Source organism: Nocardia sp. NPDC058244 (genome assembly GCF_042882065.1).
Lineage (GTDB): Bacteria > Actinomycetota > Actinomycetes > Mycobacteriales > Mycobacteriaceae > Nocardia.
In genome coordinates this window covers 40,689-56,430 of record NZ_JBHVWX010000007.1, presented here as the reverse complement: position 1 = coordinate 56,430, position 15,742 = coordinate 40,689, and the positions used below count along the sequence as shown (strand labels likewise).

Sequence of the window (15,742 nt, the reverse complement as noted above, 5' to 3'; positions counted from 1 at the left end):
CGTCAGCCCTCCTGGTTCTCTGCCGGTGCGTCCGCCACAGCGGTGGCGGCGCGACCGACCTCGGTCGAGGTCGCGGTGGTGCCGGCGGAACCGGAACGACGCGGGCGGCTCGGACGCTCGCGGCGCGGGCGCTCCGGAGCAGCGGCGGCGGCGGTCAGCTCACGACGACCACCGACGATGTCACCCTTGTAGATCCAGACCTTCACGCCGATGCGACCGAAGGTGGTCTTGGCCTCGTAGAGGCCGTAGTCGATGTCCGCGCGCAGCGTGTGCAGCGGGACGCGACCCTCGCGGTAGAACTCCGAGCGCGACATTTCGGCGCCACCGAGGCGGCCCGAGCACTGCACGCGGATGCCCTTGACGTTCGGCGAACGCATGGCCGACTGGATGGCCTTGCGCATCGCGCGACGGAACGCCACACGGTTGCTGAGCTGCTCGGCGACACCCTGAGCGACCAGCTGCGCATCCGACTCGGGGTTCTTGACCTCGAGGATGTTCAGCTGAACCTGCTTCTTGGTGAGCTTCTCCAGCTCGGCGCGGATGCGGTCGGCCTCCGCGCCACGGCGACCGATCACGATGCCGGGACGCGCGGTGTGGATATCCACACGGACGCGATCACGGGTGCGCTCGATCTCGACCTTCGAGATACCAGCCCGCTCCATGCCGGTGGCGAGGAGCTTGCGGATCTGAACGTCTTCCTTCACGTATTCCGCGTACTGCTTGTCCGCGTACCAACGCGACTTCCAGTCGGTGGTGATACCGAGGCGGAAGCCATGGGGGTTGATTTTCTGTCCCATTTACTTTGCCCCTCCCTTCCGGCGGCTACGAGTGGCAGCGCCGGCAGTGGGCACGCTCTCGACCTCGATGGTGATGTGGCTGGTGCGCTTGCGGATCCGGAACGCGCGGCCCTGGGCCCGCGGCTGGAAACGCTTCATGGTGGCACCCTCGTCGACGAACGCGGTCGAGATGACCAGGGTGGCCGGGTTCAGACCGAGGTTGTTCTCGGCGTTCGCCGCGGCGCTGGCCACGACCTTGGCAACCGGCTCGCTCGCGGCCTGCGGCGCGAACTTCAGGATCGCCAGGGCGTCCTCGACACGCTTGCCGCGGACCAGGTCCACGACGCGACGCGCCTTCATCGGGGTGACCCGCACGTGCTTAGCGGTAGCGCGGGCAGTCGGGTTCTGAACCGTTTCGGTGTTGGTTTCAGTCATCGCCGCTTGCTCTTCCGGTCGTCCTTGACGTGGCTCTTGAACGTCCTGGTCGGCGCGAACTCACCGAGCTTGTGGCCGACCATGTTGTCCGACACGAACACCGGGACATGCTTGCGACCGTCGTGGACGGCGAAAGTGTGGCCGATGAAATCGGGGATGATGGTCGAGCGACGCGACCAGGTCTTGATGACCTGCTTCGTGCCCTTTTCGTTCTGCACGTCCACCTTCGCGAGGAGGTGGTCGTCGACGAACGGGCCCTTCTTGAGGCTGCGTGGCATTTCTTACCTCCTCCTTAGCGCTTCTTGCCGGTCTTGCGGCGGCGAACGATGAGCTTGTCGCTCGGACGGTTGGGCTTACGGGTGCGGCCCTCAGGCTGACCCCACGGGGAGACCGGGTGGCGACCACCGGAGGTCTTACCCTCACCACCACCGTGCGGGTGGTCGACCGGGTTCATGACGACACCACGGACGGTAGGACGACGGCCCTTCCAGCGCATACGGCCGGCCTTGCCCCAGTTGATGTTCGACTGCTCGGCGTTGCCGACCTCGCCGACGGTGGCGCGGCAGCGCACGTCGACACGGCGGATTTCACCGGAGGGCATACGCAGGGTCGCGTACGGCCCTTCCTTGCCCAGCAGCTGGATGCTCATGCCTGCGGCACGGGCCATCTTGGCGCCGCCGCCCGGACGCAGCTCCACGTTGTGGATCGTGGTACCGGTCGGGATGTTGCGCAGCGGCAGGTTGTTGCCCGGCTTGATGTCGGCCGTGGGGCCGGACTCGATCGGGCTGCCCTGCTGGATGCCCTTCGGCGCGATGATGTAGCGCTTCTCGCCGTCGGCGAAGTGCAGCAGTGCGATGTTGGCGGTGCGGTTGGGGTCGTACTCGATGTGAGCGACCTTGGCCGGGATGCCGTCCTTGTCCAGGCGACGGAAGTCGATGACACGGTAGGCACGCTTGTGACCGCCACCGCGGTGACGCGTGGTGATGCGACCGTGCGCGTTACGACCACCGGACTTGGTGAGCGGGCGCAGCAGCGACTTCTCCGGCGTCGACCGGGTGATCTCGGCGAAGTCCGAGACGCTGGAGCCACGACGGCCCGGCGTTGTCGGCTTGTACTTACGGATTGCCATGAGTTCTTCTCTACTTTCTGGATGACCAGCCGCTTACGCGACCGGGCCTCCGAAGATCTCGATGGGCTTGCTGTCGGCCGAGATGGTCACGAGCGCGCGCTTGGTGTCCTTGCGCTTGCCGTAACCGAAGCGGGTCCGCTTGCGCTTGCCCTGACGGTTGGCGGTGTTGACGCTGGTGACCTTGACGCCGAAAACCTTCTCGACGGCGATCTTGATCTGCGTCTTGTTCGAATCCGGGTGCACCAGGAAGGTGTAGGTGCCTTCCTCGATCAGTCCGTAGGACTTCTCCGAGATGACCGGTGCGAGCAGGATGTCGCGGGGGTCGGCGATGGTGCTCACTTGCTCTCCTCCTGGGCCGCCTCGGCGGGACCGTGAACGAACGCGTTCAGGGCCTCGACGCTGAACACCAGTTCGTCGCTGTTGAGGACGTCGTAGGTGTTGAGCTGATCCGGGGCGATCGGCAGCACGTTCTGCAGGTTCGCCACGCTCTTCCACGCGGCGACGTCCTCGCGACCGACGACGACCAGGAACTTCTTGCGGTCCGACAGCTCGGACAGGAAGCTCTTGGCGGCCTTGGTCGACGGGGTCTGACCCGCGACCAGCTCGGTGATCACGTGGATGCGCTCGTTGCGGGCCCGGTCGGACAGGGCGCCACGCAGGGCGGCGGCCTTCATCTTCTTGGGGGTCCGCTGGCTGTAGTCACGCGGCTGCGGGCCGTGGACGGTGCCACCGCCGGCGAACTGCGGCGCACGGGTCGAACCCTGGCGGGCGCGGCCGGTGCCCTTCTGGCGGTACGGCTTCTTGCCACCACCGGAGACCTGACCACGAGTCTTCGTGGCGTGGGTGCCCTGGCGAGCGGCGGCCAGCTGCGCGATGACGACCTGGTGCATCAGCGCGACGTTGGCGGTCACGTCGAAGATCTCCGCGGGGAGTTCGACGGTGCCTTCGGTCTTGCCGCCTGCGGCCTTAACGGTCAGCGTCAGGTTGGCCTTCTTGTCGAGGCTGGTCATGCGTGCGCACCACCCTTCACGGCGCTCTTGACGATCACGACGTTGCCCTTGCGGCCAGGGATGGCACCCTTGACCAGGAGCAGGCCGTTCTCGGCGTCGACCTTGTGAACCGAGAGGTTCTGCGTGGTGACGCGGTCGTTACCCATACGGCCCGACATGCGCATGCCCTTGAACACGCGGCCGGGAGTGGCGCAGCCACCGATCGAGCCCGGGCGACGGTGCACAGCCTGCGCACCGTGCGAGGCGCCCTGGCCCTTGAAGCCGTGACGCTTCATGGTGCCGGCGAAGCCCTTGCCCTTGCTGATGCCGGTCACGTCGACGTAGGTGCCCTCTTCGAAGACGTCGGCGGAGAGCTCCTGGCCGACCTCGAAGGTGGAGGCATCCGCGACGCGGATCTCGGTGACGTGGCGGCGCGGGGTGACACCGGCCTTGGCGAACTGGCCGGAAGTCGGCTTGTTCACCTTGCGCGGGTCGATGGCGCCGAAAGCGATCTGGACGGCCGAGTAGCCGTCGCGCTCCACGGTGCGGATCTGGGTGACCACGTTCGGGCCCGCCTTGATGACGGTGACCGGGACGACGCGGTTCTTCTCGTCGAAGACCTGGGTCATGCCGAGCTTGGTGCCCAGGATGCCGGCTGCGGGCCGGTTCTTGTTGTCAGTCATATCTCGAGTCCCCGTCACTGAATGTTGACGTCGACGCTGGCCGGCAGGTCGATGCGCATGAGCGCGTCGACCGTCTTCGGCGTCGGGTCGAGGATGTCGATGAGGCGCTTGTGCGTACGCATCTCGAAGTGTTCGCGCGAGTCCTTGTACTTGTGCGGCGAACGGATGACGCAGTACACGTTCTTCTCGGTGGGCAACGGCACAGGCCCGACCACACGGGCGCCAGTGCGGGTCACCGTCTCCACGATCTTGCGCGCAGACGCGTCGATCGCCTCGTGGTCATAGGCCTTGAGCCTGATGCGGATCTTTTGTCCCGCCACGCTAAGTGTCCTTTTCTCCGCTTTCCTTCGTGGTCACAGGAGCTGGCTCCTGCACCACCCTCATTTGCACAGCCCGAACACACGAAAGACGCCAGAACGCCACCGGGCACCGCCCAGTCTTCGCCGCTGTTCATCTGTCATGGTTCTCCGGTCCACGCGGTCGGGCGTGTCGCCTTTTCGCTCATTCTTCAGCCCTGGTCACTTGCTCACCGTTGGCCTGGAACGTGGTCCCGGACGTATCCACACCGGCGAACCGGCGGGATACAAACTACTGCTCGCCTCGCTCGACCCGCTTCTCCGTGGAAAAGACATGATCCTGTGCAAGGCAACCCGAACAGTATGCACCATGCCGACGACGCTCTTCAAATCGGGGGTCGTGAGGTATCGATCACGCCCCTGCGGGGCCATCTACCTGGACCGCATCGCCGGCTGGGCTGTACCGGACCATGGTAGCTGGCGCGACGCTCGCACCGGTCGGCGGAGGGTTCCGCGCTATCTTACTTTTGAGTAAGATAGCGGTATGACACAGGAAACCGCGACGTACCGCGGCTGGAAGAAACTGCCCGACAACCGCCTCGGGCACACGCTGTTCTCGCTCGGCATGGTCGCCCGGGTGCCCTACTTCGGCACGGTGCTGCCGCAGGTGGTGCGGCTCGAGCCCGGCATCTGCGAGGTGACCTCGCCCAAGTGGTTCGGCATCCACAACCACCTGGGCACCTTCCACGCGATCGCGGCCTGCAATCTGGCCGAGGTCGCGATGGGCATGCTCAGCGAGGCCACCGTGCCGACCACGCATCGCTGGATTCCCAAGTCGATGAACGTGCAGTACCTGGCCAAGGCCGAGTCCGGGCTGCGCGCGGTGGCCCGGCTGACCGAGATCCCCGACTTCGACGCCATCACCGAGGGCACCGAACTCACCGTCCCCGTGTCGATCTACGACAAGGACGGCATCGAGGTCGTGCACGCCGACATCACCACCTGGGTCACGCCGCGCTGAGCTGAACATCGAGCCCGGTGCGGCGTCGGATCGGTACCGTTGGGGCGAGACGACAACAGACGGGGAGTTCGATGTTGGAAGTCGCGCAACTCATCCGGCGCTTCGGCGACAACGTGGCGGTCGACGAGGTGTCCTTCACCGTGCCGCCGGGGGCGCTGACCGGGTTCGTCGGGGGGAACGGGGCGGGCAAGACCACCACCATGCGGATGATCATGGGGGTGCTGGCGGTGCACGGGGGCGAGGTCAGGTGGGACGGACGGGCGGTGACCGCGCTCGATCGCCGCTCGTTCGGGTACATGCCGGAGGAGCGCGGACTGTATCCGAAGCAGCCGGTGCTCGATCAGCTCGTCTATCTGGCCAGGCTGCGCGGACTGAGCGCGGCCGAGGCGAAGGCGCGGGCCGCCGAACTGCTGGAGCGGTTCGGGCTCGGCGACCGGAGCAAGGACAAGCTCGAGTCGCTGTCGCTGGGTAATCAGCAACGGGTGCAGATCGCGGCCGCGGTGATCGCGCAGCCGACGGCGCTGATCCTGGACGAGCCGTTCTCCGGGCTCGATCCGGTCGCCGTCGATTCCATGGCCGAGCTGCTGCGCGAGTACGCCGAGCAGGGGGTGCCGGTGCTGTTCTCCTCGCATCAGCTCGATCTGGTCGAGCGGCTGTGCGATCAGCTGGTGATCCTCGCCGCGGGGCGGGTGGTCGGGCAGGGCACGGTGGAAGCGCTGCGGGCGACGAGCGCGGCGCGGTATCGGCTGGTCGTCGGCAGCGATCCGGGCTGGTTGCGGGAGTTCGCCGGGGTGCGGGTGATCGAGACGAACGGGTCGGCGGCGGTGATCGAGCTGGCGGACGCCAGTACCGACGCGGTGCTCGCCGAGGCGCTGGCGCGGGGGTCGGTGCGCGAGTTCGCCGAACTGCGGCCGACCGTCGCGGAGATCTACCGGGAGGTGACGGCGTGACCACTCCCGCTTCGCGTGGCGTGTGGCGGATCGTCGCCGCCAGGGAGATCGTGGTGAAGCTGCGCGATCGCAACTTCGTCATCTCGACGGTGATCACCATCGTCGCCATCGTCGCCTCGCTGGCCGTGAGCGGGTTCGTCAGCAGCAGGCCGGACAAGATCGAGGTCGCCGTCACCGGGCCGGAGACGGCGACGGTGGTCCAAGCGGCGGGTGGCCTGGCCGCGGCGGCCGATACCGATATCTCCTTCAGCGCCTATCCCTACCCGGATCGGGCCGCCGTCGAGCAGCAGGTGCGCGACGGGACGGTCGAGGTCGGCTTGGTGCCGGTGGACGGCGGGTGGCAGCTCATCGGCAAGACCGCCGAGAACGACGACGCCACCACCTACATCTCCGCCGCCGCCGCGCAGCTGGCCCTACAGCGCAATGCCGAGGCCGCCGGTGTGTCGCTCGAAGAACTCGCGCGCGGGGCCGGGGTGAGCTATGCGCTGCTGGAGCAGGGCGGGGTCGATCCGGGGCTCGCCAGGATCGTGGCGTTCGTGTTCGCGTTCCTCTTCTATCTGGCGTCGGTGCTGTTCGGCATGTCCATCGCGCAGAGCGTGGTGGAGGAGAAGCAGAACCGGATCGTCGAGATCCTGGCCAGCGCGATGCCGTTGCGGCAGTTGCTGATCGGCAAGGTGGCCGGCAACGCGGTGCTGGCGTTCGCCCAGCTCAGCCTGTTCGTCGGCGCGGGTCTGATCGGCTTGGCCGCGACCGGGCAGGCCGATCAGCTGGGCCGGATCGCCGGTGCGGCGGGGTGGTTCATCGTCTTCTTCCTGGTCGGGTTCCTGGCGCTGGCCAGCCTCTGGGCGGTCGCGGGTTCGCTGGCGACGCGCAGCGAAGACCTCCAGTCCACCGCCACTCCCCTGTCGATGCTGATCATGATCGTGCTGTTCGCCGGCATCTTCCTCACCGGCGGCGCCCGCGTCGTCGCGTCGTATGTCCCGATCATGTCCATCGTCGCCATGCCGGGTCGCCTCGCCGACGGCACCGCCGCCTGGTGGGAACCGTTCATCTCCCTGGCGCTGATGGCCGTGGCCACCTACGGCATCGTGGTCGTGGCCGAACGCGTCTACCGCCGCTCCCTCATGCAGACCCAGGGCCGGCTCACCTTCCGCCAGGCCCTGGCCCTGGAGGACTGAGCCGAGCAGCGGTGCTTGCGCCGTGACGGCCGGTGCGGTTTGAATGCGGGCGTGAGCGTTGTGCGGGAATTCGATATCTGCGTGGTCGGGTTGGGGCCGACCGGGCGGGGGTTGGCGCATCGCGCCGCGGTGGCCGGGTTGCGGGTGGCGGCGGTGGATCCGCGGCCGGAGCGGCTGTTCCCGCCGACGTTCTCGTGCTGGGTGGACGAGCTGCCGGAATGGCTGCCCGCGAGCGTGATCGCGCAGCGGATCGAGGCCCCGACGGTGTGGACCAAGACCGAGCACCGGATCGCGCGGCCCTACTGCGTGCTGTCCAAGGCGGGGTTGCACGCGGCGCTGGCGCTCGACGACGCGACGGTGTTCGCGGATCGGGCGCGCCGGGTCGACCGGCACGAAGTGGAGCTCGCGGACGGGACGGTGATCGCGGCGGCGGTGATGTTCGACACCAGGGGCCTGCCCGTGCTGGGGCAGCGCCGGGCGGCGTCGGCGCACGGGATCTTCGTCGACGCCGAGACCGCGGCGCCGATGGTGGCCGACGGCGAGGGCCTGCTGCTGGACTGGCGGCCGGAGAACGGGGCCGGTCCGGACGAGCCGCCGTCGTTCCTCTACGCCGTACCGCTGGGCGACGGGACGGTCATCTTCGAGGAGACCAGCCTCGGCTTACGCGGCGGGATGCCGCAGCACGAGCTACGTAAGCGCACGCTGAGCAGGCTCACGGCGCACGGCATCCGGCTCACCGGGGACGAGCCGCACGAGGCCGCCCACTATCCGCTGGATCAGCCGCCGCCGAAGAAGGGCACCGCCGTGGCCGTGCCGTTCGGGTCGCGCGGCGGGATGATGCACCCGTGCACCGGGTACTCGGTGGCCGATTCGCTCGCCCTCATCGATACCGCGATCGACGCCGTCCGGGCGGGTCGCGACCCGATCGCCGCGCTGTGGCCGTGGCGGGCGCGAGCGGTGTACTGGATGCGGATGCGCGGCCTGTGGGGCCTTGGCCGACTCACCACCGACCAGTCGATCGCGATGTTCGAGGCGTTCTTCACCGAGTCCGAACGCGGTCAGCGGGCACTGCTGACCGCCCACGACGACTACGCCGCGCTCGGCGCGGTCCTGTTCAACACCGTCGCGCATACCTGGCCGTTCCGCTGGCGCTACAACCTGGTCGGCTGGACCAACCGGAATCGCTGGCTCGATTACCCGTTCGCGCCCGCGGACGCCGAACGGCCCGTGGGCTGAGCCCCGAGCCGCCCGGCTGCCACTACGACGACTGCGCCGCCTTCTTGTAGCCGACGATCGCCGGGTAGGCGAAGACCGCGATCATCCCGATCGTCCAGGCCAGCGTCTTCAGCAGCGGCTCGGCGACCGGCCCGCCGTAGGACAGGCCGATCATCGCGTTGATCGCGCAGCTCATCGGCTGGTTCTCCACGATGGTCTGCAGCCAGGTCGGATAGGCGAAGACCGGGACGAAGCCGGTGTTGAAGAACATCAGCAGCGTGTTGACGATGCTGATCAGGCTGATCAGCATGACGCCCTCGGTGACGGTGGCCAGCGCGGTCACCATCACCGCGAAGCCGAGGCCGAACAGCACCGGCACGCAGACCAGCGCGATATTGGTGAGCGGGTCCTCCATGAACAGGAACCCCAGCGGCACCGCGACCAGCAGCACGATCACGGTGGTGATCAGGATGCGCACCGCCTCGGCCAGCAGGCGGCCGGTCAGCAGCGAGGCCTTGTTCAGCGGCATCGTGTAGAACCGGCTGAGCAGCCCGGCCGCCTTCTCCCGCTTGAAGCCGAGCGCGCTGACCACCGCGCCGGTCATGGCCGCCACCAGGGTGAGCAGCGCGGCCTGTCCGTAGATCGCGGGCATGCCGCCGTAGGCGGTGATGTAGTCGCCGAGCACGATGCGGAACATCAGCAGCGTCACCGCGGGGTAGACGATGGTCTGGATCGTCGTCGCCGGGTCGCGCAGCCACACCATCAGCAGCCGCTTGCACTGGAGCACGCTGTGCGTCGCCCACATCGACACCGAGCCTTCCGGCTTGGCGTGCACCACCGGCAACAACGCCGCGGTCTCGTCGACCGGCAGCGTGTGCTGGTCGGGCGTTGTCGTCGTCATGATCGCCTCACACTCGCCCACACAGCCAGTGGGAGGAAGAAAATGGTCAGACCGGCGAGCCACGCCAGCGACACCCAGGTGCCCGCCCAGCTCAGGTGGCCCGCGGCCATGTCGCTGAGGGTCTGGGCGGCCTGCGAGATCGGCTGATTGCGGGCGAAGCCCCGCGCCCAGCTCGGGAACGCCTGCTCGGGAACGAACCCGGTGGACAGCATTCCGAAGATCAGGATCGGCAGGGTGAGCGCCTGGCTCAGCGACTCGGGGTTCTTGGTGAGGCTGCCGAGCGCGTCGGCGCCGAGCGTCAGGACCAGGCCGACCGCCAGCGCGAAACCACAGAAGGCCAGCGCCTGCAGCCAGCCGCCGGAGAACCGGAAGCCGATCAGGTAGCCGTAGCCGATGGTGGCGATCAGCGAGATCACCGAGCGCACCAGACCGGCGCTGATCCGCGAGACCAGCGGCACCAGCGAACCGATCGGCATGGTCTGCAGCCGCGAACTCAGCCCGGTGAGCGCCTCGAACGCCGCGAGCTGGGCGTTGGACATCATCGTCATCGCCATCGTCTGGAGCACGATGATCGGCATGACGTACTGCGCGTAGTCGATGCCCTGGACCTTCATCACGTACCGCAGCGGCAGATAGAAGGCCACGGTGATCACCAGCGGGAAGAGCACCGCGACGATCAGCTCGCCCTTGGTGACCATGGTCCACACGACCCGGCCGGTCAGCGCGCGCCACTGCGCGAAGCTGCTCGGCTGGGCCGCGGGTAGGTCGTCGAACAGGGTGGTCCCCGCGACGGTCGGAGCGCTCACTAGTGGCCGCCCGAATGACCGGTGATCGACAGGAACACGTCGTCGAGCGAGGGCCTGCGCAGCGCGATGTCGGCCAGGTCGATGCCCGCGCTGTCGAGCCTGCGCAGCGCCTCGGCGAGGGTGGCGGCACCGTCGGGAGCGGGGACCGACAGCTTGTCCGCGCCGGCGATGTCGGCGGCCACGGCGGCGGGGACCAGGTCGCCGAGCGCCTCGACCGTCGCGGCCAGGCGGCTCGGGTCGAGCGGGACGATCTCGCAGAAGCTGCCGCCGGTCTTGGCCTTGAGCTGATCGGCGGTGCCCTCGGCGATGACGGTGCCCTTGTCGATGACGATGATGTTGTCGCTGAGGACGTCGGCCTCTTCGAGGTACTGCGTGGTCAGCAGCACCGTGATGCCCTGGTTCTTGAGCGCGGTGACCAGGTCCCACACGCCCTGACGGCTGCGCGGGTCGAGGCCGGTGGTCGGCTCGTCGAGGAAGACGACCTCGGGCCGCACGACCAGCCCGCAGGCGATGTCGACGCGGCGGCGCATGCCACCGGAGTAGTTGCGCACGGCGCGCTTGCCCGCGCTGACCAGGTCGAACTCCTCGAGCAGCACTTCCGCGCGCTTGCGGGCGGCCGACTTGGACAGACCCATCAGGCGCCCGAACAGTTCCAGGTTCTCGCGACCGGTCAGGTTCTCGTCGAGCGCGGCGTACTGGCCGGTCATCATGATCGCCCGGCGCACGCCCGCCGCGTCGGTGCGCACGTCGTGCCCGGCGACGATCGCGGTGCCGGAGTCGGGGCGCAGCAGCGTCGACAGGATCTTGACCGTGGTGGTCTTGCCCGCGCCGTTGGGGCCGAGGATGCCCAATACGCTGGCCTTCTCGGCCTGGAAACTGATGCCCTGCAACGCGTGCACATCACCGAAGGACTTGCGCACATCGGACACCAGCACCGCGGGCTCACCGCCGGGCGACGCGACGCCACCCGCCGGCGAATCCACTGAGATCGAACTCGGCATCAACTCTCCACCATCAGCCGGGTGCGGCGCCCTGACCGGACGAGCGCACACGGAATTTGCTTCTCGGTAGGTGATCCATACCGTTCGGCGCGATGTTACCGGTCCGGCGGTTTTCCGGGTCGCGTCTGCGCGCACCCGGCCGGTTTCCCGCGCGGCTGTGGTCTTGCTCACCAGGGCAGTGGAAGGGCAGTGCGCCGACCTTGTCGGCGCGCTCGGGCGCCCATACGCTGGCGACGGGGAAACACTCGTCTCACCGGCCCGCGCGCGGGCGTGTTCGATCTCGTGAGAGGTGACAATGGGCGACTCAGCACCGGCAGGCGCCGCCGTGCCGACGGGGCGATCCGACGTGCTGACGTCGTTCGACCCGCGCACCGGCGAACAGCTCGCGCAGTATCCCGTGCACGGGCAGGCCGAGGTCACCCGCGCGGTGCGCACCGCGCGCGCCACCCAGAACTGGTGGAGCGAACTGGGATTCGCGGGCCGCAAGCGGCTGCTGCTGGACTGGCGCACGCGGATCGCCAGGCGCACCGGCGAATTGGTGGAGCTGCTGCGGGCCGAGACCGGCAAGCCGGAGGCCGACGCCGCGCTCGAGGTGATGCTCGCGGTGGAGAACCTGGACTGGGCCGCCCGCAACGCCGAGCGGACGCTGGGCCGAAAGCGCCTGGCCACCGGGTGGTTCACCCGCAATCAGCACGCCTCGGTCGGGTATCTGCCGCTGGGTGTGGTCGGGGTGCTCGGCGCCTGGAACAACCCGGTCTTCACGCCGATGAGTTCGATCGCCTACGCGATGGCCGCGGGCAACGCGGTCGTGTTCCATCCGCACGAGCTGACCACCGGCGTCGGCACCTGGCTGGCCGAGAGCTGGGCCGCGGTGGCGCCCGATCAACCGGTGCTCCAGGCCGTCACCGGTGACTCACGCACCGCGACCGCGCTGTGCAAATCCGGCGTGGACAAGATCGCCTACGCCGGGCCCGAGGCGGCCGGGCGCGATGTGATCGCCCGGTGCGCGCAGACGCTGACGCCGGTCGTGGTGGAGCACAGCGGCAAGGGCAGCATGATCGTGCACGTCGACGCAGTCCTCGACGCGGCGGCCGAGGCCGCGGTCTTCGGCGCGATGGCCAACGCCGGGCAGAACGCCTCGGGCATTCAGCGCTGCTATGTCGCCGATTCGGTCTTCGACGACTTCCTGGCCAGGGTGGCCGAGCGCGCGGCGAAGCTGCGCCCCGGCGCCGACAACCGCGCCGCCTATGGCCCGATGATCAACGCGGCCCAGGTCGACGTGGTGCGCAAGCAGGTCCGCGACGCCATCGCGCGCGGCGGGCACGCGGTGCTCGGCGGCCTCGATTCCTTCCGCGATCCGTACGTGGAACCCATCGTGCTGGCCGAGGTCCCGGAGGAGAGCATCGCGATCACCGGCGAGGGCACCGGCCCGGTGCTGGTGGTGAATCGCGTCGCCGACCTGGCCGACGCGGTGACCAGGGTGAACGCGGCGGGCAACGGCATCGCCGTCACCGTCTTCACCCGCGACATCCCCAGCGCGGAGTTCATCGCCGAGCAGCTCAGGGTCGGTGTGGTGACGGTGAACTCGTCGACCGCCTTCACCGGGATCCCGGCGCTGCCGTTCGGCGGGGTCGGCGAGTACGGACAGGGTCACAGTCACGGTCAGCAGGGCCTGCGCGAATTCAGCCGGACCATGTCGATCGCCCGCAGGCGCTATCGGGCCCCCGTCCGACTATCGACCTTCGACCGGCATCCCCGGCATCTGCACACGGCGCGCGCCCTGTTCCGGCTGCGCCACGGCCGGGCCTAGCCCTGGGCGTCGTCCGGCGCGGCCTTGTCGCCGAGCAGGACCGCGCCGGTGAGCGCGGCCAGCCGGGCGAGCTGTTCGGGCCTGGAGTCGAAGCGCAGCAGCCGGCCGACATCGATGATCTGACCGATCGCGGCGTGCACCCGGAACCTGGCCTCGATCGGGTCGCCGTCGAGCAGGTTGGCCCATTCGAGGACGTTCTGGCGCTGGATGGCGCGCAGCCGGTGCTGTTCGGCCTGCGGGAGGTTGCTGAACTCCGCGTAGTACACCGGCATGATCTCCGGCGTCGCGAAGGTGAGCCGGGCGTAGCGGTCGGCGATGCGGCGGGCGGCGTCGGCCCGGCTCTCCGACTCGGCCAGCGCCTCGCCGATCGCCACGGCGAGCCGGTCGCCGGTGCGGTGGAAGGCGGCGGCGAGCAGGTCGGCCTTGCTGTCGAAGTGCCGGTAGACGCTGGAGGCGTTGATCCCGACGGCGGCGCCGATCTCCTCGATGCCCGACTCGTGGTAGCCGTTGCGGCCGAAGATCCTGATCGCCTCGGTGAGCAGCTGTTCACGTTTCGATGTCACCGGCAGGCCGCGATTCTGCCGGTCCGGTTCCGCGGCGGCGGGGGCGGGCGGCAGGTCGGCGCGCACGATCGCCCAGGACATGTCGAGCTGGAGCGCGAGGACGCGCGCGTGCGACAGCGTGGTGCGGTGCGCGGCGATACTGGCCAGCGAGCTCAACGCGCCGACCGCCCGCAGGGTGACGTTGTCGGGGCTCTCGTCGGGGTGCAGTTCGGCGATCGGCGCCGCGACCATGGCCTCGAGTTCGCGATAGAACGCGCGGATGCGCACGCGGTCCTCGCGCTCGAGATAGCGGCGTTCCCAGCGGTAGAGACCGGCCTCGCGCCGGAAGTCGATGTTCTGCTCGGCGACGGCCGTGAGCAGCGCGTCGAGCCGGGCCTCCGCGGGCAGCGACGGGTCGTCGGCGGCCGCGGCGCAATCGCGCAACCCGCGCGCGCCCTCCTCCGCGGCGGCCACGAGCAGGGCGTACTTGTTGGCGAAGTGGCGGTACAGGGCGGGCCCGGAGATGCCGACCTCGGCGGCGATCTCGTCCACGCCGACCGGGTAGTAGCCCCGGGCGCTGAACGCGCGCGCGGCGGCCCGCATGATCTGGATCTTGCGGTCCTTGGGCCTGCGGCGCACGACCCGCGCCGGTGCGGTGGTCGGCTCGCAGGCGCGTTCGGCCTCACTGCGATCGGCGACCATGCACTCACTTTCCGTTCCGCGAACCGGGCTGTTGACGACTGGCTGCGCACCCACCGGGCGGCGCCGGACCAGTCAACCTAAGTTAACCACAATTCGCAAACGTCGAGAGGCAGTCCGGAAAACGAAAACCGCCCCGGCGATACCGGGGCGGCCTTCGTGGAACGCGACGCGCTTACAGGCCGAGACCGCGGGCCAGCACCGGCCACGACAGCTTCAGCTCATCCTTCCAGTAGCCCCACGAGTGGGTGCCGTTGGGACGGAAGTTGAAGGTCGCCGGGATGCCCAGCTCGTTGAGCCGGTTGGCCAGGTTGTGCGTGCAGAAGTTGGTGCCCGCCTCGATGACGCCGCCGATGACGATCTGGTTGGCCAGGCCGTAGGCGCCGGGCAGGGCGTACGGGCCGTCGAGGGTGTCGTACGGGCCGGGCAGGCCGTTGCCGGTGGAGATGTAGAGATCCAGCCCGCGCAGTCCCTCGGCGTGGACGTACGGGTCGTTCGCGACCCACTCCGCCGAGCCCTGCGGGCCCCACATGTTCATGGTGTCGCCGCCACCCCAGGTCTCGACCGTGAGCTTGACGAACTCCGAGCCGACCGGGTCGGAGGTCTGCGCGCACCCGGAGTAGGCCGCGGCCGCCTTGTACAGGCCGGGCTTGGCGATGGGCAGCGCGAGCACGGTGGTGCCCGAGGTGGACAGACCCGCGATGGCGTTCACGCCGTTGGTGCCCAGCGCGCCGTCGACCAGCGGGGGCAGCTCCTCGGTGAAGAACGTCTTCCACTTGTTGCGGCCGACGACCGGGTCGTCGGCGATCCAGTCGGTGTAGTAGCTCCACGCGCCACCGATCGGCTGGATGACGTTGACGTTCTTGTCGCTGAGGAACTCCAGCGCGTCGGTCTTGGCGACCCAGGACGCGGAGTCCTCGCCACCACCGGCACCGTTGAGCAGGTACAGGGTGGGGCGCGGCACGGAAGCGTCGGCGGGGCGCTGGACGTCGACGATGATGTTCTCATCCATCGCCGCGGAGTACACGTGCAGCCGCAGGCTGCGCGAGTCCTTCACCTCGGCCTTGACGATCTTGGAGCCGTCCTCGGAAACGGGGTTGGCGAGCAGGCTCTTGGAATCGATGATCGGATCAGCCGAGGCCGGGCTCGCGCCGATGCCGGACAGCAGTCCGGCGGCCACTGCGGTCGCCGCGATCATCGCCGCGGCGCGGGAGCCACGACGCCGGGAGTGCCGACGAATCAATTTCGCACCTTCGCTTCGTTTCGAATGGGTTGCACCACGCCAGAACCCTACGGGTTACCCAGGCGATA

General features: G+C 68.7%; 18 protein-coding genes. 5 read left to right on the top strand and 13 right to left on the bottom strand.

The features are described from left to right. Window positions 1–2: 2 nt before the first annotated feature. Genes rpsC through rpsJ form a run of 8 tightly spaced genes read right to left on the bottom strand, consistent with a single transcriptional unit; the run spans window position 3 to window position 4,332 of the window. Window positions 3–797 carry a 30S ribosomal protein S3 gene (gene rpsC / locus ACFVW6_RS22515; RefSeq protein ID WP_019045022.1) on the bottom strand — a complete coding sequence of 265 codons (795 nt, stop codon included), beginning with the start codon at window positions 795–797 and terminating at the stop codon, window positions 3–5. Next, window positions 798–1,211: a 50S ribosomal protein L22 gene (rplV, locus tag ACFVW6_RS22510; protein WP_019045021.1), complete on the bottom strand. Its 414-nt coding sequence runs from the start codon at window positions 1,209–1,211 to the stop codon at window positions 798–800. Beyond that, window positions 1,208–1,489 (bottom strand): 30S ribosomal protein S19, encoded by a 282-nt coding sequence (gene rpsS, locus ACFVW6_RS22505; RefSeq protein ID WP_019045020.1) that lies wholly within the window; start codon window positions 1,487–1,489, stop codon window positions 1,208–1,210. Before rpsS ends, rplV begins: the two co-directional genes overlap by 4 nt. A gap of 14 nt (window positions 1,490–1,503) precedes the next feature. Next, window positions 1,504–2,340 (bottom strand): 50S ribosomal protein L2, encoded by an 837-nt coding sequence (gene rplB, locus ACFVW6_RS22500; protein ID WP_019045019.1) that lies wholly within the window; start codon window positions 2,338–2,340, stop codon window positions 1,504–1,506. Window positions 2,341–2,373: 33 nt separating this feature from the next. Then, on the bottom strand, window positions 2,374–2,679 hold the full coding sequence (gene rplW, locus ACFVW6_RS22495) for a 50S ribosomal protein L23 (RefSeq protein WP_019045018.1): 306 nt from the start codon (window positions 2,677–2,679) through the stop codon (window positions 2,374–2,376). Beyond that, entirely contained in the window at window positions 2,676–3,350 is a 675-nt protein-coding gene (gene rplD, locus ACFVW6_RS22490; RefSeq protein WP_019045017.1) for a 50S ribosomal protein L4, read from the bottom strand. Before rplD ends, rplW begins: the two co-directional genes overlap by 4 nt. Beyond that, complete coding sequence (gene rplC / locus ACFVW6_RS22485) at window positions 3,347–4,012, bottom strand: 50S ribosomal protein L3 (RefSeq protein ID WP_019045016.1); 666 nt, start codon at window positions 4,010–4,012, stop codon at window positions 3,347–3,349. The genes rplD and rplC overlap by 4 nt, the downstream gene beginning before the upstream one ends. A 14-nt stretch (window positions 4,013–4,026) precedes the next feature. Further along, entirely contained in the window at window positions 4,027–4,332 is a 306-nt protein-coding gene (gene rpsJ / locus ACFVW6_RS22480; protein WP_003938093.1) for a 30S ribosomal protein S10, read from the bottom strand. Between the two features lie 520 nt (window positions 4,333–4,852). Between rpsJ and ACFVW6_RS22475 the strand changes: the two genes are divergently transcribed. The 4 genes from ACFVW6_RS22475 to ACFVW6_RS22460 all read left to right on the top strand — a co-directional run bounded on the left by ACFVW6_RS22475 (window position 4,853) and on the right by ACFVW6_RS22460 (window position 8,693). Next, the gene (locus tag ACFVW6_RS22475; RefSeq protein WP_355271223.1) at window positions 4,853–5,329 is read left to right on the top strand and encodes a hotdog fold domain-containing protein; all 477 of its coding nucleotides are present in this window, start codon (window positions 4,853–4,855) and stop codon (window positions 5,327–5,329) included. Window positions 5,330–5,400: 71 nt separating this feature from the next. Further along, entirely contained in the window at window positions 5,401–6,279 is an 879-nt protein-coding gene (locus ACFVW6_RS22470) for an ABC transporter ATP-binding protein (RefSeq protein WP_378829486.1), read from the top strand. Further along, the gene (locus ACFVW6_RS22465) at window positions 6,276–7,457 is read left to right on the top strand and encodes an ABC transporter permease (RefSeq protein WP_378829484.1); all 1,182 of its coding nucleotides are present in this window, start codon (window positions 6,276–6,278) and stop codon (window positions 7,455–7,457) included. Before ACFVW6_RS22470 ends, ACFVW6_RS22465 begins: the two co-directional genes overlap by 4 nt. Before the next feature lie 51 nt (window positions 7,458–7,508). Beyond that, on the top strand, window positions 7,509–8,693 hold the full coding sequence (locus ACFVW6_RS22460) for a lycopene cyclase family protein (protein ID WP_378829482.1): 1,185 nt from the start codon (window positions 7,509–7,511) through the stop codon (window positions 8,691–8,693). Between the two features lie 22 nt (window positions 8,694–8,715). Here the strand turns inward: ACFVW6_RS22460 and ACFVW6_RS22455 are convergent, their stop codons facing one another. From ACFVW6_RS22455 to ACFVW6_RS22445, 3 genes are read right to left on the bottom strand one after another with little or no spacing between them, the layout of a single operon-like run. Continuing rightward, the gene (locus tag ACFVW6_RS22455) at window positions 8,716–9,573 is read right to left on the bottom strand and encodes an ABC transporter permease (protein ID WP_378829480.1); all 858 of its coding nucleotides are present in this window, start codon (window positions 9,571–9,573) and stop codon (window positions 8,716–8,718) included. Further along, the gene (locus ACFVW6_RS22450) at window positions 9,570–10,379 is read right to left on the bottom strand and encodes an ABC transporter permease (RefSeq protein ID WP_355271215.1); all 810 of its coding nucleotides are present in this window, start codon (window positions 10,377–10,379) and stop codon (window positions 9,570–9,572) included. The genes ACFVW6_RS22455 and ACFVW6_RS22450 overlap by 4 nt, the downstream gene beginning before the upstream one ends. Next, window positions 10,379–11,380 (bottom strand): ATP-binding cassette domain-containing protein, encoded by a 1,002-nt coding sequence (locus ACFVW6_RS22445; protein ID WP_355271213.1) that lies wholly within the window; start codon window positions 11,378–11,380, stop codon window positions 10,379–10,381. The genes ACFVW6_RS22450 and ACFVW6_RS22445 overlap by 1 nt, the downstream gene beginning before the upstream one ends. 295 nt (window positions 11,381–11,675) lie before the next feature. Here ACFVW6_RS22445 and ACFVW6_RS22440 point away from each other — a divergent pair, with 295 nt between their 5' ends. Continuing rightward, window positions 11,676–13,190 carry an aldehyde dehydrogenase family protein gene (locus ACFVW6_RS22440; RefSeq protein WP_378829476.1) on the top strand — a complete coding sequence of 505 codons (1,515 nt, stop codon included), beginning with the start codon at window positions 11,676–11,678 and terminating at the stop codon, window positions 13,188–13,190. Here the strand turns inward: ACFVW6_RS22440 and ACFVW6_RS22435 are convergent. Both ACFVW6_RS22435 and ACFVW6_RS22430 read right to left on the bottom strand, forming a co-directional pair. After that, window positions 13,187–14,434 (bottom strand): TetR/AcrR family transcriptional regulator, encoded by a 1,248-nt coding sequence (locus ACFVW6_RS22435; RefSeq protein WP_378829474.1) that lies wholly within the window; start codon window positions 14,432–14,434, stop codon window positions 13,187–13,189. The genes ACFVW6_RS22440 and ACFVW6_RS22435 overlap by 4 nt on opposite strands. Window positions 14,435–14,606: 172 nt before the next feature. Then, window positions 14,607–15,629 carry an alpha/beta hydrolase gene (locus ACFVW6_RS22430; protein ID WP_378830076.1) on the bottom strand — a complete coding sequence of 341 codons (1,023 nt, stop codon included), beginning with the start codon at window positions 15,627–15,629 and terminating at the stop codon, window positions 14,607–14,609. Between the last annotated feature and the right edge of the window lie 113 nt (window positions 15,630–15,742).